Source organism: Saccharothrix sp. DSM 118769 (assembly GCF_052936295.1).
The window spans coordinates 8,712,273-8,725,533 of record NZ_CP193627.1 but is presented as its reverse complement, the minus strand read 5'-3'; the positions used below and the strand labels follow the sequence as shown (position 1 = coordinate 8,725,533).

Genomic DNA, 13,261 nt, shown 5'->3' with positions numbered 1-13,261 from the left:
GTAGTCCCGGCGGCTTCGGAATCGGTTCCGCGGGCCGCTGACCACTAAGGGTGGATGAGCCTAAAGTCGCCGGCCGCCGTCCACCAGGGGGTGACGCCGGCGCACGTCCGCGTGGCCAGACTCGGTGTCCTCGACGTCGAGAGGGAGGACACGTTGATGGGCAAGAGGGGAATCGCCCTGGCGACCGCCGTGGGGATGGCGGTCGCGGGGCTGGGGGCGACGGGGCTCGCGGGGACGGCGGTCGCGGCCCCGACCGGCGACCGCGTCGACCGCGGGGTGGTCCAGCGGTCGGTCGAGCTGATGGCGGGCACCGGCGCGCAGGGCGTCCAGGTGCGGGTGACCGACGGCCGGCGGCAGTTCACCGCGCGGGCCGGCACGGCGGAGGTCGGCTCGCCGCGCCCCGTGCCGCTCGACGGCCGGTTCCGGGTCGGCAGCATCACCAAGACGTTCGTGTCGACCGTGGTGCTCCAGCTGGTCGGCGAGGGCCGCGTCGGGCTGGACGAGCCGGTGTCCCGCCACCTGCCGGGCCTGCTGCCCGACGGCGACCGGATCACCGTGCGCCACGTGCTCCAGCACACCAGCGGGCTCTACAACTACACCGACGCGCTGCCGAACGACCCGGAGGGCTACGAGCCCATCCGGTACCGGACGTGGGCGCCGGCCGAGCTGGTCGCCCTGTCCACCTCGAAGCCGCTCGACTTCCAACCGGGCACGGGCTGGAACTACTCCAACACCAACTACGTCGTCGCGGGCCTGCTGGTGGAGAAGGTCACCGGCAGGCCGTACGGGGAGGCCGTGGAGCGCCGCGTCCTGCGCCCGCTGGGCCTGCGCGACACGTACGCGCCGGGTGCCGCGGTCGACATCAGGGGGCCGCACGCGCACGGCTACCAGCGCCTGCGCGGCGAGGTGGACGACATCACCAGGATCAACCCGTCGGTCGCGCACGCGGCGGGCGGGATGATCTCCACGACCGCCGACCTCGACCGGTTCGCCGAGGCGCTCCTGGAGGGCCGCCTCCTGCGCCCCGCGCAGCAGGCGGAGCTGACGGCGCTGACCCCGGTGTCCACCGAGTACGGCCTGGGCGTCGAGAGGTCGACGCTGCCGTGCGGCGCGGAGGTCTGGGGCCACGGCGGCGGCATCCCCGGCTACTCCAGCCTGGTGGTCGGCACGGCGAACGCGAAGACCCGCCTGACCGTGTCCCTGACCTCGGCGCCGGACCCGGGCGAGGTGAACGGGTTCCAGGAGCTGCTGAACGAGGTGTTCTGCTGACCGGGGTGCTCTGCCCGACCGGGGTGTTCTGCTGACCGGGTGCTCCGCTGGGGGCGTGACGCGCGGGGAGGGTCGTCGGCGGCCCTCCCCGCGACGCGGCTGCGCGGGGAGGGCGACCGGTGGTCGCCCTCCCCGGCTGCCCGACGACGCCTGGGGGTGCGTCGTCGCGGCACGGCGGCGGCCGAGGGCGGTCGGCCGGCGCCGGGGTCAGCGGGTGGACAGGAACTTCTCCAGCTGTTCCACCACGAACGCGTGGTCCTCCGCCTGGGGCAGGCCGGACACGCCCACCGTGCCCACCGGGCCCACGCCGGCCACCAGGACCGGGAAGACACCGCCGTGGGCGGCGTAGCGGTCGGGGTCCAGGCGGGAGTCCCGGTCGAAGTCCCGGCCCGCCGCGCGGAAGGACTCGCCGACCCGGAACGAGCTCTGGCCGTACCGGTCGACGACGCGGGACTTGCGGTCGATCCACTCGTCGTTGTCGGCCGACGTGCCGGGCAGGGCGGCGTGGAACAGGCGCTGCGCGCCCCGGCGCACGGAGATCGTCACCGGCAGCGCACGCGCTCGGGCGGCGTCGAGGAGGAACGCGCCCAGCTCCAGCGCCACCTCGTTGTCGAAGGCGCGGAAGACCAACCGGCCCTCCTGGTCGACCAGCTCGTCCAGCAGGCTCACAGCGACACCACCCGTCCCGTCCGGGCGGACCCGAACGCCGCCTCGATCACCTCCAGCGCGCGCACGACCCCCTCCGGGTCCACGGGCAGCGGCCCGCCGGAGGTCAGGGCCGCGACGAGCAGCCGGTAGAACTCGACGTACGCGCCGGGCAGGCCGACGACGTCCTCCTCCGCGCCGACCACGCCCAGCCGGCCGGTCGTCGACAGGTCCTCGAACGGCTTGCCCGCGGCCAGCGCGTCCTCCTGCCGGTCCAGCCCGTGCGACACGTAGGCCGCCTCGGAGCCGAGCACCCGGAACCGCGGCCCGTGGTCGGCCGCCGCGGCGCTCGCCCACAGGTGCGACCGCACCCCCGAGGCGTGCGCCAACGCCACGAACGCGTCGTCCTCCACGGCCACGCCGTCCCGCCGCCGGTCCAGCTCGGCGTACACCGACGTCACCGGGCCGAACAGCTCCAGCGCCTGGTCCACGAGGTGCGCGCCGAGGTCGTGGAGCACCCCGCCCGCCTCCTCGGGCGCACCCGACTCGCGCCAGCCGTCCCGCACCTCCGGCACCCACCGCTCGAACCGCGACTCGAACCGCGCGACCCGGCCCAGTGAACCGGAGTCGACGAGCGACCGCACGGTGAGGAAGTCACCGTCCCACCGCCGGTTCTGGAACACGGTCACCGGCACGCCCCGCCGCTCGGCGGCGCGCAGCACGCGGCGCGCGTCGGCCGGTGACGGGGCGAACGGCTTGTCCACCACGACCGGCACGCCGGCCTCGACGGCGGCGAGCGCGAGCGGCACGTGGGTGCGGTTCGGGGTGGCGACCACGACGAGGTCCAGGTCCAGGGCGAACAGCTCCTCGGCGTCGCCCAGGACGGCGGCGGACGGGTGCTCGGCGGCGACCCCGGCCCGGCGCCCCGGGTCGGTCGTCACCACGGCCGCGAGCTCCAGGCCGGGCGTCGCGGCGATCAGCGGGGCGTGGAACACCCGCCCCGCGATGCCGTAGCCGAGCAGTCCGGTGCGGAGAGACATGAGGCTATTAAAGCAACGCTGTTTAATAAAAGCCAGACGTGCGATGATGGCCACGTGCCCAACTTGCGCTTCCTGCGGGGATACAACGACGCGGTGGTGCTGGGCCTCGCCCGGTCCGGCGCCGTCACCAGGGTGGAGCTGGCCGCGCGGAGCGGCCTCACCCCGCAGGCGGTGTCGAAGGTCGTCAGCAGGCTCATCGCGGACGGCCTGCTCGTCGAGTCCGGCACCCGCAACGTCGGCGTCGGCAAACCCCGCACGCTGCTCGAACTCGTCGCCGACAGCCGCCTCGCGCTCGGCGCCCAGGTCGAGCGGGACGAGCTGCGCGTCGTGCTCACCGACCTCGCGGGCACCGTGCTCGACCGCGCCGTGGCGCCCCTGCCGCACGACTTCGACCCGCCCGCGTTCGTCGGCGAGCTGACCCGCCTGGTCGACGGGATGCGCGACGACCGGCTGCTCGGCGTCGGCATCGGGTTCGTCGGCCCGCTCGACCACCGCACGGGCCTCGTGCACGACCCGACCGGCCTGACCGCGTGGCACGACGTGCCGCTGCGCGCCCTCGCCGAGGAACGCCTCGGCCTGCCCGTCGTCGTGGACAAGGACACCAACACGGCCGTCGTCGCCGAGGCGTGGCGGCGCGGCGAGGAGCTGCGCGACGCCGTCCTCGTCCTCGTCGGCACGGGCCTGGGCATCGGGATGCTGCTCGACGGCCGCGTGCACCGCGGCGTGCGCACGAACGCCGGCGAGTACGGGCACACCACGCTCCAGCTCGACGGCCCGCCGTGCGTGTGCGGGCGCACCGGGTGCGTCGAGGTCCTGCACAACCTCGCCGCCGCGCGCGGCGACCTGGTCGGGGCGACCGACGTCGTCGGCGTCGCCGTGGCCGACCTGGTGCAGCTGCTCGACATCGACCACGTCGTCCTCGCGGGCCGCGCCGTGCTCGCCGAACCCGCCGCCTACCTGGACGGGGTCCGCGCCCGGCTGCCCAAGGACGAGTGGCTCCCGGTGGACGTGTCGATCACCCCGCTGGGTGATGACGTGGTGGCCGCCGGGGCCGCGATGCTCGTGCTGAGCGAGTTCTACGGCCGTCCCCGCTGACCGAATTGGAGATGCCCTGCTCACGGGCACCCGTGCGGGTGATTCACTATCCGGCATGCATGCGCTCCGGTACGCCGTCGGCACGGACCCCGGCCTGCGCCGTGAAGCGAACGAGGACTCGGTCTACTTCAGCGACCGCCTCTTCGCCGTCGCCGACGGCATGGGCGGCCACGCGTACGGCGAAGTGGCCAGTTCGATCGCGGTCGCGGTGCTCGCAGACCTCGACCTGGACGCCGAGGACCCCCTCGGCGAGCTGAACGGCGCGGCCCGGGAGATCGCCATCCGGCTGACCGACCTCGCCGAGGAGAACTTCGACATGCGCGGGATGGGCACCACGCTCACCGCGCTGTGGTGGGACGGCGAGCGGTTCGCGGTCGGCCACATCGGCGACTCGCGCTGCTACCTCGTGCGCGACGGCGAGCTGACCCAGATCACCCGCGACCACACGATGGTGCAGGCGCTCGTCGACGACGGCCGCATGTCGGCGGAGCAGGCGGGCGAGCACCCCGGCCGCTCGATGCTGATGCGCGCGCTCCAGGCAGGCAGCGCCCACGACCCGGACCTGTTCCACCAGGACGCGGCCGAGGGCGACCGGTACCTGATCTGCTCGGACGGCCTGTCCGACGTGGTCGCCCCGGCCGAGATCGCCGAGCTGCTCACCGCGACCGCCGACGGCGACGAGACCGTGCAGGCCCTCATCTCGGCGGCCAACGCGCGCGGCGGGCCGGACAACATCACCTGCGTGGTCGTGGACGTGCTGCCCGCCGGCAACGCGTCGTGGCTGCCGAAGTGGCTGCGCCGCTGATCGTGCCCGCCGACCTGCCACCCACCGTCGACCTGGCCTGGCGCGACGACGAGCTGGAACGCGCCGCCCGCGCCCTCGTCGCGGGCGACACCGCACCCGCCCGCGCGCTCCTCGCCGCCACCCGCGACCCCGAACGCCGCGACCTGCGCGTCGACGTGCTCGGCGAGGCCGGGCAGCACGCGCTGCCCGCGCTGCACTCCGCCGTGGACGAGCGCCACGACGCCGACAGCCTGCTGCTGCTCGGCAGCGCGCTCAACGCCGCCGCGTGGGAGGAGCGCGGCGCGTCGTACGCGCAGTACACCGAGGAGGACCGGCTGGCCCGGTTCCTCGACCTCGCCGACCAGGCCCGCACCGCGCTGCGGCGGGCCGCCGAGCTGGCCCCGGAGGACGTCGCGCCGTGGGGGCAGCTGATGAGCCTGGCCCTGGGCGCGCCGGAGCGCGACGAGGAGGGCGACCAGGTGTTCGCCCGGGTGCAGATGCTGTGCCCGGACCTGGTGTCCGCCAACGAGCACCGGCTCCAGATGCTGACCGACAAGTGGTACGGCAGCCACGAGCGGATGCTGGAGTTCGCCCGCGTCCGGGTGGCCGACCTGGCCGCGGGGCACCCGCTGCTGGCGCTGGTGCCGGCCGCGCACATCGAGGTGCCGCTGCGCGACGCGGAGTCGGTGAGCTTCCGCCGGCGGTGGCGGTCGATCGACTACCTGGCGCGGCGGGTCGTGCGGCTGGAGGTGGCGGCGGTGTCGGACCACCTGCTGGCGGCGGGCGAGGAGCAGCGGGAGCACCCGCGGTGGGTGCGCGCGAACCAGGTCTTCGCCGCCTACTACGCCGGGGTCGAGGCGGTGGCCGGGTTGAAGCGCGAGGACGTGCGGAGGTTCCTCGGGCACGTGGCGGAGGTGGGGGACCGGGCGTCGCGGTGGCCCTGGTCGTACTTCGGCGACCACCACGAGGAGTTCGCCAAGGCGCGCGACCTGGCGGCCCGGCTGACCTGACCTGACGGGTCGGCACGGCACGGCACGGCTCGGCGCGGCGCGGCGCGGTCCGGCGCGGTCCGGCGCGGCGCGGCGCGGCATGGCGCGGCACGGCACGGTCCGGCGCGGGTGGGGTGCGGCGCGGCTCGGGTGGGGCGGTCAGCCGAGCCCGAGCAGGTCGTGCAGCGCCGTCTCCCCGGCGGCGGTGAGGCGGACCGCGCGGCCCGTGCCGATCCGGCGCACCCAGCCCTCCCGGTGCAGGTGGGCGCAGACGTGCGCGCCCGCCGCCCCGGCCAGGTGGGAGCGGCGCTCGGTCCAGTCCAGGCAGGCCCTCGCCGCCGGTCGCCGGGGCGGCGGGGTGAAGCCCAGGTCGGCCAGCCACGCGCGGCCCGCGCCGGTCAGGCCCAGGTCCGCGGTGAGCAGGCCCCGGGCGGTCATGGCGTCGGTCACCGCCACGCCCAGCTCTCCCGCCAGGTGGTCGTAGCACGTCCGGCCCCGGCGCAGGGCCTCGTCCGCGGTGACCGCCCGCAGCCCCGTGCGCCGGGGAGCGGTCGGCCCCAGGTAGGCGAGGAAGCCCTCCACGAGCGCCGCCTGCTCCGGCCCGGCCAGCCGCACGTACCGGTGCCGCCCCTGGCTCCGCCGCACGAGCAGGCCGCCGTCGACCAGCCGGGCCAGGTGCTCGCTCGCCGTGGACGGCGCGACGCCCGCCTCGGCGGCCAGCTCACCGGGCGTCCAGGCCCGCCCGTCCAGCAGCGCCAGCAGGAAGCACGCCCTGGTGCGGTCGGCCAGGAGCGCGGCCAGGCCGGCCAGTTCCTCCGCTGCCACGCCCGCCATTGTGCGCCGCCGTCGCTTCGGCCCTCGCCGAAGCGTCCCGCCCCTAGCGTGACCGCCGTGGACGAACTGCTGAGCGAGGACCACGTGGTCGTGCCGGTGCCCCCGGCGGAGGACGGGGTCGCGTGGCTGCGCGCGTCCGTCGCCCGGTTCAACGGGGGCGAGGCGCACCGGCGCCGGCGCGCCCTCGTGCTCCGGGAGCTGGCCGCGGTCGACCCCGCGCGGTTGCGGCGCGCCGGGGAGCCGGTGGCGGTGCCGGCCCGGGCGCTGGGACTGCCGCCGTCCGTCGCCGGGGACGTCGCGCTCGTCGCCCGCTGCTACCAGCCGCACCTGCCGACGACGCCCGGTGCCGACGCGGCGGTCGCCCGGCTGGTCGCGGCCTGCGGCGGGTCGTGGGACGAGGCGACCGCCAACCGGGTCGGCCTGCTGGTGCAGGCGTGCGACGCGACGAGGGCGATGGTCGCGGGCGCCGAACCGCCGGTGCCGGTGACGCGGCGGGTCGCCCCGGACGGCTCGGTCGTCGAGGTCGACCTGGCCGGCGCGTGGTTCGGCGCCGGGCGGCACGCGTGCCCCGCGCGGGAGCACGCGCTGGCGCTGGTGGACGGCGCGCGGGCGTTCCACCGGCTGCACGAGGACTTCCTCGTCCTGCCGAACGCGTGGGACCACGCGTCGGCCGCCGCCCTCGTCGAGGCCGGTTTCCCGGCGATCGGCACGACCAGCCTGGGCGTGGCGGCGGCGCACGGCCTGCCGGACGCGGCGGGCCGTGCGCGGGCGGAGACGGTGGCGCTGGCCAGGCGGCTCGTGCGGCTGCCCGTGCCGGTCACCGTGGACGTCGAGGCCGGGTACGACGGCCCGGAGCTGGCCGCCGAACTGGCCGGGATCGGCGTGGCCGGCGTCAACGTCGAGGACGGTCGCGGCGCCGGGCTCGCCGACCCCGCCGACCACGCGCGGCTGGTGCGGGCGGTCAAGGGGGCCGCGCCGGGCCTGTTCGTCAACGCCCGCGTCGACACGCACTGGCTCGGCGTGGACCGCGCCTCGACCACCGACCGGGCCCTGCGGTACGCCGACGCCGGCGCGGACGGCGTGTTCGTGCCCGGCCTGGCCGACGAGCGCGGCATCGAGGCGCTCGTGCGGGCGGTGCCCCGACCGCTGAACGTGCTGGCGCAGCTGGACGTCCGGGTGCTGCGCGACCTGGGCGTGCGGCGGGTCAGCACGGGCTCGCTGCTGTTCCGCGCCGCCCTCGGGGAGGCGGTGCGGGCCGCGCTCGCCGTGCGCGACGGCGGGCGCGTCCCCGCCGGGCCGACCTACGAGCGGGTGCGGGGCCTGCACGCCCTCGGCGTCAGCGCGGAGGGGCGGTGAACTCGGGCTGGTCGAGCACGCGCAGCCAGCTCCCGTCTGGCTGGCGGCGGACCACCTGCGCCCGCGCGCCCGCGCCGTCCCGCGGCGGGGTCGAGGTCAGCGCGAGGTCGCCGCTGACCAGCGTCGGCAGCGGCTCCTCCGGCTCGAAGCGGGGGCCGTGCGAGAGCACCTCCGCCCACAGCGCCCGGATCGCCTCGCGGCCCGCGGTCACCCGGCCGGGCGGGTAGGCCAGGACGGCGTCCTCCTCGTAGAGGGCGGCGACCCCGTCCGCGTCGCCCGCGTTCGACCGCTCGACGAACAGGCGGGTGATGTCCTCGGGCCGCACGGCCTTCTCGCGCTCCACGGTGTCCTCCTCGATCGGGGTGGTGGCACCACCAGCCTGCGGCGGACCCGGCCAGAAGTCCAACAGATCGTTCTTCTGGCAACTAGAATCGCAGGTTGTGGAACTTCGGCAGTTGGAGTACTTCGTCGCGGTCGCCGAGGAGCGGAACTTCACGCGTGCCGCCGAGCGGGTGCGGATCAGCCAGTCCGGGGTCAGCGCCCAGGTCCGGCGGCTGGAGCGCGAACTGGGCGCGGAGCTGTTCGACCGGTCCGGGCGGACCGCCACGCTGACCGTCGCGGGCGAGGCGGCGCTGGAGCACGCCCGCGCGGCGCTCGCCTCGGCCGCCGCCGTCGGCCAGGCGGTGGGCGAGGTGGCGGACCTGATCAGGGGGCGGATCGCGGTCGGCATGGTCGTCGGCTGCACGGTCACCCCGCTGTTCGACGCCCTGGCCTCGTTCCACCGGGCGCACCCCGGCGTCGAGGTCTCGCTGGGCGAGGACAGCTCGGACCGGCTGGTCGACGCGGTGCGCGCGGGCGCGCTCGACCTGGCGCTGGTCGGGTCCGCGACCGCCCGGCCGGAGGGGGTCCGGGCGCTGACGATCATCGCCGAACCCCTGGTCGCGGTGGTGCCGCCGGGGCACGAGCTGGCGGCGCGGGGCCGGGTCGGGCTGCGCGACCTGGCCGACCGGCCCGTCGTGTGCATGCCGCCGGGCGCCGGGCTGCGCGCCGTGTTCGACCGGACGTGCGCCGCGCACGGCGTCGAACCGGTGATCACGTTCCAGGCGGGCGCGGCCGACGCCATCGCCGACCTGGCGGCCCGCGGCCTGGGCGTCGGCATCCTCAGCGAGTCGATGGCGGCGGCGTACCGCGACCGCCTCACCGCCCTGGCCATCGTGGACGCCGACGTGCCGTCCCTGCTGCTGCTGGTGTGGCGGGGCGGGGAGGGGCCGGGCGGGGAGGGGCCCGCGGTGCGCGAGCTGCTCGCGCACTGCCGGCGGGCGTTCGCCGTGCCCGGTCCCCGCTGAACGACCCCGCCCCCGACCGATCCGACCGATCCGGCCGAACCGACCGACCGGACCGCCGAACGAGTGAAGTCGGTCGACGGCCTCCCGGCGGGCCGGAGCACCCGGCGATACTGGGTGGTCAACCGCCTCGGGGACAGCAGATGACGCCAGGACCGACGATCCAGGACGGGGCGCCCGCCGCCGAACCGGGGCGCGCGCACAACGAGGTGGCGGGCCCGGTCGGGGGCGGCGTCGTGCAGGCGGGCGTGATCGGCCAGGTGACCCTCGTGTCCGCGCCGCCGCCCACCGCGGTCCCCCGGCAGCTCCCGCCGCCCCCGCACGCCCACGTCGACCGGGACGACTGCGTCCGCGCCCTCGACCGGCTCGCGGCGCGCGACCGGGCCGGGCCCGCCGTGGCCGTGCTCACCGGGATGCGCGGTGTCGGCAAGACCGCGTGCGCCCTGCACTGGGGCCACCGCAACGCGGGCCTCTTCGAGGGCGGCCAGCTCTACGCGGACCTGGCCGCCTACCGCGGCGCCGGCGGCGTGGCCGTCCCCGACGTGGTCGCCGCGTTCCTGCGGGCGCTGGGCGTGCACGCCCAGTACGTGCCCGCCGCCTTCCCCGAGCGCGTCGCGCTGTTCCGCAGCACGACCGCGCGGCTCGGGGTGCTGGTGCTCCTGGACGACGCCGACTCGCCCGCGCAGGTCCGCGCGCTCGTGCCGGGGTCGCCGGGCAGCGTGGTGCTGGTGACCAGCCGGTCCCGGCTGAGCGGGTTGACCGTCGACGGCGCGGAGACGATCGAGGTGCGGCCCCTGGAACCGGTCGCCGGCGCGTCGCTGCTGACGCGGATGGTCGCGGACGGGCGCGCCGAGCACGACCAGGCCGCCGTGCGCGACGTCGTGCGGCTGTGCGCGGGCCTGCCCCTCGCGCTGCGGGTCGCCGGGGCCGAGCTGGGCCGTCGCAAGCGCTGGCCCATCGCCCGCTACGTGCGGCACATCGAGGACGACCGCGCCCGGCTCGACCGCCTCTCCGTGGAAGGGGACCACCTCGTGGAGCACATCTTCGACGCGGCGTACGAGGACCTGCCCGACGCGGCGCGCCACCTCTACCGCGCGCTCGGCCGGCACCCCGGCCCCGATTTCGGGCCCGGCGCCGCCGCCGCGGCGGCCGGCACCACCCCGGAGTCCGCCGAGGACGTGCTCGGCGTGCTGTGCGGGGTGAACCTGCTGGAGGAGTGGGCGCCCGACCGCTACCGGTTCCACGAGCTGGTCCGCCTGCACGCGCGGGCCCGCTCCGACCGGGAGGAGCCACCCGCCGCCCGGGTCGCCGCGGAACGCCGCGTCGTCGGCTGGTACCTGCTCGGTGCGGCCGCGGCCGACCGCGCCGTGCTGGGCGCCTCCCGGTGGCGGCTCGCCGAGCACGACCTCTCCCGCTGGGCGCCGCACCGCGACGCGGCGACGGGCATGGCCTGGTTCGAGGCGGAGCGGGCCAACCTGCTCGCCGCCGTCCGGCTGGCCGCCGACCTCGGCGCGCACGTCGAGGTGTGGCAGTTCTGCGAAGCGCTCTGGGCGCTCTACCACAGCCGGAAGCACTACGAGGACTGGATCGAGGCGCACCGGCTGGGCGTGGCCGCGGCCGTGCGGCTCGGTGACCGCGACGCCGAGTCCCGGATGCGCAACCAGCTCGCGCGTGCCCACGTCGAGCGCCACGAGTTCGACGAGGCCCGCGCGGAACTCGACCGCGCGGCGCTCGTCGCCCCCGGCCGGGAGCGGGGACGGGCGCTGCTCGCCGAGTCGTACGGCCTGCTGCACCGGGAGCGCGGGCTGCACCAGGACGCGGTCGACGCGTTCCGCGCCGCGCAGGAGGGCAACCGCCGGCTCGGCGACCGCCGGGGCGACGGCCTCCAGGGCTACCAGCTCGGCGACGCCCTCGTCCGGGCCGGCCGCGCGGCGGAGGCGCTCCCGGTGCTCCGGCGGGCCTCGGCGCTGCTGGTCGACCTCCGGGACGAGATGGCCGCCGCGCGCGTGCACATCGCCCTGGGCAGGGCGTACGAGGCGCTGCGCCGGTACGCGGACGCGCGGCAGGTGCTCACCGAGGCGGTGACGACCACCCGCGACCGGGACCAGCCGGTGAAGGAGGCGCAGGCGCTGGAGGTGCTGGTCGGCGTCGCCGAGCGGGACCGCGACCAGGTGCTGTTCCGCGACTCCGCCGAGCGCCTCTACCAGCTCTACCGCGCGGCGGGCAGCCCGCGCAGCGACGACGTCCGGCGCTGGATCGCGCGGGGGCGCAGGTGAGCCGCCCGGACCTTGACCTGCACCACGTCCGCGCCGACGCGCACCCACAGCCGGACCAGCGGGTCGGGCGTGAACCCGGCCGCGGTCCAGCAGTGCAGGGCGCTCGCCGCGACCAGGGGGTCGGCGCAGTTCACGCGCCACACCGCGCCGCCCCGGAACGCCACGGTGCAGTGCCCGCCGTCCGTCGCGGCCGCGATCAGCGCGCCGGGGTGGTCGTGGAACACCCCCTCCGCCCAGTCGGCGACCTCGTGCTCGGCCCGCGGTTCGGTGCCGACGAGCACCTCGGCGTTCGCCAGGCGGGTCGGGTCCGCCTCCCGGTCGACGTCGACCACCGGGAACGGGTCCCCCTCGGGGGCGTGCCGCGGGGCTAGGTCCGGGAACCGCTCCACCTCGATGCGCGCCCCGCCCGCGGCGACGTCCACCAGCCGGGTGGTCACCCGGTGGGCGGTGGTGCGGGGGGTCGGCAGGGGGTCGGCGTCGGGCACCGGGTGGACGCGGGCGCGGACCCGGGGCAGGCGCATCAGGTCGGCCGCCACGTCGTGCAGGGCCTGCCAGGCGCCGCCGGGCCGGCCGAGCACGCGGGCCGTCAGCTCCCCGAACCGCTCCGGCACGTGGTGCTCCAGGGCCGACTCGACCTGCGCCCGGACGCCGGGGGCCGGGCCCAGGCGGTCCACGGCCTCCCAGAGCCGCGCGTTGGGCGAGTCCGGGGCGACGTCGGCGCCCCCGTCGGACACCAGCAGGACCGGCAGGCCGAGCGCCGCGCCGTAGAGGGTGACCGAGCCGTGGTCGCCGATCACCACGTCGGCCGCCAGCAGCGTCGCCCCCCAGGACGAGTCGGGCGGGACGACCACCAGCCCGGCCTCGCGCGCGGCGCGGAGCTGGTGGTCCACCTCGAACCGGCTGTCGTGCCCCTCGACGTTCCAGTGGCGGACGAACGCGACGCGGTACTCGTCCGCGGGGAGCAGGGAGAGCAGGTCCAGCAGCAGGCCGGGGGTGGTGGCGAGGGTGGACCGCCCGCCCCAGGTGCTGCTCACGAGCACCAGCTTCTGGCGGGGACCGACGCCGAGCCGCCGCCGGTGGTGCGGCCGGGCCCGCGTGCTCGCGACGAGCTGGTCCATCACCGGGTCGCCGATGACCGCGGCGCGCGGCACCGCTTCGGCGCAGCTCCGGGCGAGCCGGTCGAACTCCTCCTCGTGGGCGAGCCCGACGACGGTCGCCACCACCCGGCCGCGGTGCGTGAGCTGGCTGCGCGCGATGCCCGCCGGTGAGACCTCGTCGCCGGTGGCGAAGGGGACGATGCGGGCGTGCCCCGCGCCGTGGGGGATGACGAAGACCGGGCCGGTCAGCTCGCCGAGCCGCGGCGTCGAGTGGGCGGCGAGGACGAGGTCGAAGGCGCGCGCCCTGGCCTGCTGCCACGGCAGCAAGTGGCACCGCAACACCTTCAGGTGATCTTTGAGCTCACGGGCGAAGCCCGACCCGAGGTCGATGGTGAACTTGATCGCCAGCGGCACACCCGGGTCGAACCCCCGCACGACGGTCAACAGGCGGTCGAGCGAGGTGAAGTTCCGCACGACCACCAACAGGGTCCGTTCCGCCCTGAGGCTGCTTCTCGCGTGGGTAGAGGTCATCT

Annotated in this window: 12 protein-coding genes; 7 read left to right on the top strand and 5 right to left on the bottom strand. The window is 76.5% G+C overall.

The window, feature by feature from the left end; all coding sequences use genetic code 11:
* Window positions 1-156 precede the first annotated feature (156 nt).
* Window positions 157-1,269 (top strand): serine hydrolase, encoded by a 1,113-nt coding sequence (locus ACRAKJ_RS37115; RefSeq protein WP_438924680.1) that lies wholly within the window; start codon window positions 157-159, stop codon window positions 1,267-1,269.
* Between the two features lie 207 nt (window positions 1,270-1,476).
* Here the strand turns inward: ACRAKJ_RS37115 and ACRAKJ_RS37110 are convergent, their stop codons facing one another.
* Window positions 1,477-1,938: a heme-degrading domain-containing protein gene (locus ACRAKJ_RS37110; RefSeq protein WP_438922982.1), complete on the bottom strand. Its 462-nt coding sequence runs from the start codon at window positions 1,936-1,938 to the stop codon at window positions 1,477-1,479.
* The gene (locus tag ACRAKJ_RS37105; protein WP_438922981.1) at window positions 1,935-2,954 is read right to left on the bottom strand and encodes a Gfo/Idh/MocA family protein; all 1,020 of its coding nucleotides are present in this window, start codon (window positions 2,952-2,954) and stop codon (window positions 1,935-1,937) included. The genes ACRAKJ_RS37110 and ACRAKJ_RS37105 overlap by 4 nt, the downstream gene beginning before the upstream one ends.
* A 54-nt stretch (window positions 2,955-3,008) precedes the next feature.
* On the opposite strand from ACRAKJ_RS37105, the gene ACRAKJ_RS37100 reads away from it, so the two are divergent.
* The 3 genes from ACRAKJ_RS37100 to ACRAKJ_RS37090 are packed head-to-tail and all read left to right on the top strand — an operon-like array spanning window position 3,009 to window position 5,843.
* Window positions 3,009-4,049, top strand: a complete 1,041-nt coding sequence (locus ACRAKJ_RS37100) for an ROK family protein (protein WP_438922980.1) — start codon at window positions 3,009-3,011, stop codon at window positions 4,047-4,049.
* Between the two features lie 55 nt (window positions 4,050-4,104).
* Window positions 4,105-4,854 carry a protein phosphatase 2C domain-containing protein gene (locus ACRAKJ_RS37095; protein WP_438922979.1) on the top strand — a complete coding sequence of 250 codons (750 nt, stop codon included), beginning with the start codon at window positions 4,105-4,107 and terminating at the stop codon, window positions 4,852-4,854.
* Window positions 4,839-5,843 carry a hypothetical protein gene (locus tag ACRAKJ_RS37090; RefSeq protein WP_438922978.1) on the top strand — a complete coding sequence of 335 codons (1,005 nt, stop codon included), beginning with the start codon at window positions 4,839-4,841 and terminating at the stop codon, window positions 5,841-5,843. The genes ACRAKJ_RS37095 and ACRAKJ_RS37090 overlap by 16 nt, the downstream gene beginning before the upstream one ends.
* A gap of 138 nt (window positions 5,844-5,981) precedes the next feature.
* Here the strand turns inward: ACRAKJ_RS37090 and ACRAKJ_RS37085 are convergent, their stop codons facing one another.
* Window positions 5,982-6,656, bottom strand: a complete 675-nt coding sequence (locus tag ACRAKJ_RS37085; protein ID WP_438922977.1) for a helix-turn-helix domain-containing protein — start codon at window positions 6,654-6,656, stop codon at window positions 5,982-5,984.
* Between the two features lie 57 nt (window positions 6,657-6,713).
* Here ACRAKJ_RS37085 and ACRAKJ_RS37080 point away from each other — a divergent pair, with 57 nt between their 5' ends.
* On the top strand, window positions 6,714-8,012 hold the full coding sequence (locus ACRAKJ_RS37080) for an isocitrate lyase/phosphoenolpyruvate mutase family protein (RefSeq protein ID WP_438922976.1): 1,299 nt from the start codon (window positions 6,714-6,716) through the stop codon (window positions 8,010-8,012).
* Here the strand turns inward: ACRAKJ_RS37080 and ACRAKJ_RS37075 are convergent.
* Complete coding sequence (locus ACRAKJ_RS37075) at window positions 7,993-8,355, bottom strand: YybH family protein (protein WP_438922975.1); 363 nt, start codon at window positions 8,353-8,355, stop codon at window positions 7,993-7,995. The genes ACRAKJ_RS37080 and ACRAKJ_RS37075 overlap by 20 nt on opposite strands.
* A gap of 97 nt (window positions 8,356-8,452) precedes the next feature.
* On the opposite strand from ACRAKJ_RS37075, the gene ACRAKJ_RS37070 reads away from it, so the two are divergent.
* Window positions 8,453-9,358: a LysR substrate-binding domain-containing protein gene (locus ACRAKJ_RS37070; protein ID WP_438922974.1), complete on the top strand. Its 906-nt coding sequence runs from the start codon at window positions 8,453-8,455 to the stop codon at window positions 9,356-9,358.
* A gap of 140 nt (window positions 9,359-9,498) precedes the next feature.
* Window positions 9,499-11,631 (top strand): NB-ARC domain-containing protein, encoded by a 2,133-nt coding sequence (locus ACRAKJ_RS37065; protein ID WP_438922973.1) that lies wholly within the window; start codon window positions 9,499-9,501, stop codon window positions 11,629-11,631.
* On the opposite strand, the gene ACRAKJ_RS37060 is transcribed toward ACRAKJ_RS37065, so the two are convergent.
* Complete coding sequence (locus ACRAKJ_RS37060; protein ID WP_438922972.1) at window positions 11,565-13,259, bottom strand: hypothetical protein; 1,695 nt, start codon at window positions 13,257-13,259, stop codon at window positions 11,565-11,567. The genes ACRAKJ_RS37065 and ACRAKJ_RS37060 overlap by 67 nt on opposite strands.
* Between the last annotated feature and the right edge of the window lie 2 nt (window positions 13,260-13,261).

Coding starts and splice junctions, on each gene's coding strand:
- ACRAKJ_RS37115 (WP_438924680.1), top strand. CDS start 157: ATGGGCAAGAGGGGAATCGCCCTGGCGACCGCCGTGGGGATGGCGGTC.
- ACRAKJ_RS37105 (WP_438922981.1), bottom strand. CDS start 2,954: ATGTCTCTCCGCACCGGACTGCTCGGCTACGGCATCGCGGGGCGGGTG.
- ACRAKJ_RS37095 (WP_438922979.1), top strand. CDS start 4,105: ATGCATGCGCTCCGGTACGCCGTCGGCACGGACCCCGGCCTGCGCCGT.
- ACRAKJ_RS37085 (WP_438922977.1), bottom strand. CDS start 6,656: ATGGCGGGCGTGGCAGCGGAGGAACTGGCCGGCCTGGCCGCGCTCCTG.
- ACRAKJ_RS37065 (WP_438922973.1), top strand. CDS start 9,499: ATGACGCCAGGACCGACGATCCAGGACGGGGCGCCCGCCGCCGAACCG.
- ACRAKJ_RS37060 (WP_438922972.1), bottom strand. CDS start 13,259: ATGACCTCTACCCACGCGAGAAGCAGCCTCAGGGCGGAACGGACCCTG.